The organism is Enterococcus sp. S183_ASV_20 (assembly GCF_018919685.1).
In the GTDB taxonomy this organism is placed as follows: Bacteria; Bacillota; Bacilli; order Lactobacillales; family Enterococcaceae; genus Enterococcus; species Enterococcus faecalis.
On sequence record NZ_JAHLRI010000105.1, the window covers coordinates 1 to 4323 of the forward strand.

General features: G+C 31.7%; 4 protein-coding genes and 1 pseudogene. 1 reads left to right on the top strand and 4 read right to left on the bottom strand.

What is annotated here, in order from left to right:
• Window positions 1-187 precede the first annotated feature (187 nt).
• Window positions 188-1184: pseudogene (locus KQI94_RS15510) on the top strand (IS30 family transposase).
• 345 nt (window positions 1185-1529) lie between these two features.
• On the opposite strand, the gene KQI94_RS15515 reads toward KQI94_RS15510, so the two are convergent.
• The 4 genes from KQI94_RS15515 to KQI94_RS15530 form a co-directional block, all read right to left on the bottom strand.
• Complete coding sequence (locus tag KQI94_RS15515) at window positions 1530-2531, bottom strand: DUF4062 domain-containing protein (RefSeq protein ID WP_002401022.1); 1002 nt, start codon at window positions 2529-2531, stop codon at window positions 1530-1532.
• A gap of 158 nt (window positions 2532-2689) precedes the next feature.
• Window positions 2690-2956: a helix-turn-helix transcriptional regulator gene (locus KQI94_RS15520; RefSeq protein ID WP_002344896.1), complete on the bottom strand. Its 267-nt coding sequence runs from the start codon at window positions 2954-2956 to the stop codon at window positions 2690-2692.
• A complete protein-coding gene (locus KQI94_RS15525) occupies window positions 2946-3302 on the bottom strand; it encodes a type II toxin-antitoxin system RelE/ParE family toxin (protein WP_002401020.1) in 357 nt (118 codons plus the stop codon). The genes KQI94_RS15520 and KQI94_RS15525 overlap by 11 nt, the downstream gene beginning before the upstream one ends.
• A gap of 53 nt (window positions 3303-3355) precedes the next feature.
• Window positions 3356-4138: an abortive infection family protein gene (locus KQI94_RS15530; protein WP_002401019.1), complete on the bottom strand. Its 783-nt coding sequence runs from the start codon at window positions 4136-4138 to the stop codon at window positions 3356-3358.
• Between the last annotated feature and the right edge of the window lie 185 nt (window positions 4139-4323).

Genomic DNA, 4323 nt, shown 5'->3' on the forward strand with positions numbered 1-4323 from the left:
ACAAAGTTAGCACAGGAGTGGAATATAACTGATACAACTCTATTTACTAGTATTTTATTGGAAGAACTTCCTAGCACTATTCAATTACTAAAAGAAGGAAAACATATTGGACGGACAATCGTTGATCTTCAACAATAGCCGCTAATATAAACAAAAGCAAACAATATGTAAGGAGAACACACTTGACATGAGCTATAATCACTTAACCCCAGAAGAACGTGGTAAAATAGAAGCTTATCTTGACGAAGGCGTTTCTCAAGCCGAAATAGCAAGACGTTTAAACCGTAACCGTTCAATGATTTCCAGAGAAATCCGTAGAAATAGAGAAGAGAGAAAAGCAGACAGCCTGGCAGCATTACGCTACCAGGCTTCAAGTGCCGGCAATTTAGCCCGTATGAGAAAAAGAAACTGTGGAACTACTACCAAAGCAACTGTTCATAACACAAAAACTATTTTAAAGTACTTAAAGAAAAAATACTCTCCAGAACAAATCGCTAATGGTGTACGCAGGCAGCATTAACGTATCTACAAATACTATCTATAACTGGATATATTCCGGTTTAATAAAGTTTCCGATAAAGAAGCTGCGACTTAAAGGAAAGAGATATCGAAGAAAAAACAGCGGGAGATTACTGAAGAAAACTCCTTCACCGCAATTTTATGAAAATCGATTGGTCACTGATCGACCTGAAACAACTATTTTAAGGACTGACTTTGGTAATTGGGAAGCTGATACAGTGCTTTCTAAACGTGGTGTAGAAACTTGCCTGGCTACATTCGTAGAACGAAAATCACGACACTACGTGGCCATTAAAATAACTCGAAAAGATAGCGTTTGCATGTTGGCTGCTATGGAACGATTGATTGAAATGTATCCAACGGCTGTGAAATCAATTACCTGTGATCGTGGAGTTGAATTTGTGAATTTTCATAACGTAAGCTACATGGAAAATACTTATGGAACTAAAATCTATTTTGCGCATCCATATGCGCCACATGAACGTGGATCGAATGAATATCATAATGGATTGCTTAGAGAATACTTTCCTAAGCCCACAGACTTTAATAAAATATCTCAGACAAAGATCAATCAATCAACAAATGAAATCAACGATCGGCCAAGAAAGCTATTCAAATGGAAATCAGCGAACCACAAATTCCATCTAGAGTACGCTAAAACATGAAAATAATGTTATTCAATGAAAAGCATTTCCAAACAAACCATTGAAAAAAGCGGAACAAAAGTACACAATGAAAATACCCAAGAATGTTATTAAGTTTTTATTAATATGTTGTATTTAATATTGACAAGTGCCCTTTTTACTCTACTTTTTATAATATATCTTATGTAAACTAATAAAATTTGAATTTTATTTTATACACACTCGATAATAGATCAATTTTATGGTCCTCCGCATTTACGATTGCACAAGAGAAACATAAAGTCGACCTATTAGCATTTCTTTTCAATTCAAACATTAGAAAGTTTCTACCTCTGCTACTAAAAAATGAAATTATCTATTTAAAATTTAAAACGGTAAATCTGATTCATCCAAATTGGAAAATGGATCAGCCTGTATTGGAGCTTTATATTTCTCCATAATAACAGATATCTTTTTTTCATTTTTTAAAAAATACCTTTTAAATTTCTTATAGTCCTCTGAAATCAAAATATAGCGTGATGGATACTCATCAAAAGAAGAATCGTATTCTTCTTTCAAGATTCCCGATTTACTTAATTTTTCTAGTACATCAAATACTCTACCACTCAAGTAACTCCTTAAATTGTTATCACTTTCCCATTGAACTACTTTTCTATAAGTTGAATTATCAGTTGAAAAGATAGAATTTTCATCCATAAACGCATATATTAGCAGCAATCTTTCATCGTTGTCAAATTCTATTGGATCAAAAATATCTAAGTTGTCATCAAAATCTTTATCAGTTCCGGTAACTTTTTTGTTAATTACTGAAGGTGTCTTGTAAGAAATAGAATCTAAATCAAAGCGTTTTGATTCTAAATTATTTTGTGCTTTCTCAATTAAATAATTAACTTTTTTTGTGAGAAACCTTCTGATATTGTCTTTGCTATATGTTCCATAAAAACCCTTATCTTCTAAAGAGTCCCTGTACTTCTTAACTTCTATATACTCTTCAGCCAAAACTTGTGGAACTGGTTCATCTAAGAAAAAAACCCCTACCTCGCCTTTGCTATTTTTATAAAAGTAATCAATTTCTGCTATAGTTCCCGATCTATAATTATCAACTGGAGAACCCAACTTATGGCCAAAAATCGCTAATAATATATCACTATTTTCTACAATTTGTTTATTAATAACACTTTGCCCAGAGCTATTATTTATATAAGTAGGAATCGCATTCGTTTCCCATCGAATTGGCATCAAAATTACTTTTGTATTATCTGTATTTTCTATATTCCATCTATATATGGTTTCTTCTACTTCATTCCTCTTTGCTGCTATATCACCTGGTGATGCTATAAATACTTTTATTAGATTTATGGTTTTCATTTATTGTACCTTTCTCTTTATGTCTCTTTAAAGTAATTTTTGTATAAAATTTATTGACTTTCACACTATAGGACAATTTTTATCTATTTAGTACAAAAAGGCCCACTAAACTAATTGATTAGTTAGGAGCCTATTATAGGTATATTTTCAACTCGCTTTTAAGCAAATTCTACTACCAGCTTTTTGCCTAATGCCCTAGCGATATCATCAAGTTTATCGAAAGATACGTTATCCCCTCTCTCAATTCGAGCAATAGTAGATTGAGTTGTATGTGCTTTTTGTGCAAGCTCCGCTTGAGTTAGGCCTGCTTCCTCCCGTGCATGATAAAGAGCAACCGCAGTTTCGAGTTTTCTTCCTTCACGGTCATATGCTTCTGCAAAATCTTTGTCTTTTTGCTTTTCTTCAATCAATTTTTTAATCATCATTTGTGAACCACTCCTCTCTAAGTTCTTTTGCATGTTTAAGTTCACTTATTGGTGTTTTCTCCGTTTTTTTAGTAAATCCATGGGTAATGACATACCTTCCATTGACCACATGGAAATAGATAGCTCTTTGGATGTTTGATCCTACCTTACTTCTTAATTCGTACAAATTAGTGTCTAATTTTTTCACCCATTTCAAACGTTGAGCTACTAGCATCCCATTCTTTTCTGTTTCTTCAATTGTACGTAAAAGTTTTGCACTATCTTTTTTTGGTAATGTTTCCAACCATTCTAAAAATTCATCGTGACCATTAGGTCTTTTAAATGTTTCAAAAGATATTTTTTTCATACCTAATTATATCATATATCGATTTAATTTAATAGTTTATAATATATTCGAATCTATTTTTCGTTCAGCATTTTATACTTAGTAAAAAGATACTCACACAAAATCAAAGAAGAATTTGCAGCAAGTATTGCTTCTTCTTCTTTGATTATTATTCTTCTGGAACCATGAGCATGAGCATCTCCTTGACTGTTCCTCATTTCAAGTATTTTATCTGATAATGTATTGAGTGCTCCAATGAGTGCTTTAATTCTATTATCCATATCTGTTTCAGTTTTAATATTAAGACGCTCAAATGCTTCTTTTCTTAATTCTTTTGATTTAAATAAATTAGTATTAACAATCGATCCTTCCGTATGTTCAATAATAAATTTTAAAACTTCATCAATTAAGGTATTTGCTTTTGTCAGAACAGAGTCAAAATCTTTGTTTTTAATATCTGTTTGAATCCTAATTGGTAGCTGTCGGATATAAAGTAAATCAATCTCGCTTGAAAACTTTGTTTTTCTTAATATAGTTGAATCATCTTCTTTAAATGCATCCTCCAAAAGTAACTGAACTATTGGATTCATTTCATTAGATTCATATTGCTTGTCTTGATCCATAATATCTTTTAAGGAATGGATTAACTTATTCTTTAACGAATCATCAAATTGATCATCGACAAGAAACTTTTGAAAGGATACTCCCTTTGAACCTCCATAATGATTTTGTAGTTCAACACCTACGATTTTTTTTGTAAATATGTTCCACGTTACATTGTTAAAGTTCAAAATATATCCCGCCGAACCAACTGAAAAATAATTTGCTAATTGTTTTGCTTCATCTATAGTCATCATTTACTTATACCTCTTAAATTGTATGTTGGATTATTTTCAAATAATTAATACCAAAGATACACTGTTCAAATAAAAATGATATAATATTTGACTCATCGACTAATAGATTGGGAGCGTCAATAATTTTGTGTAAATGATTCTTCCCTACTGCAGATTGTTTCTAATTCTCAATCAGTTGGCTTAGC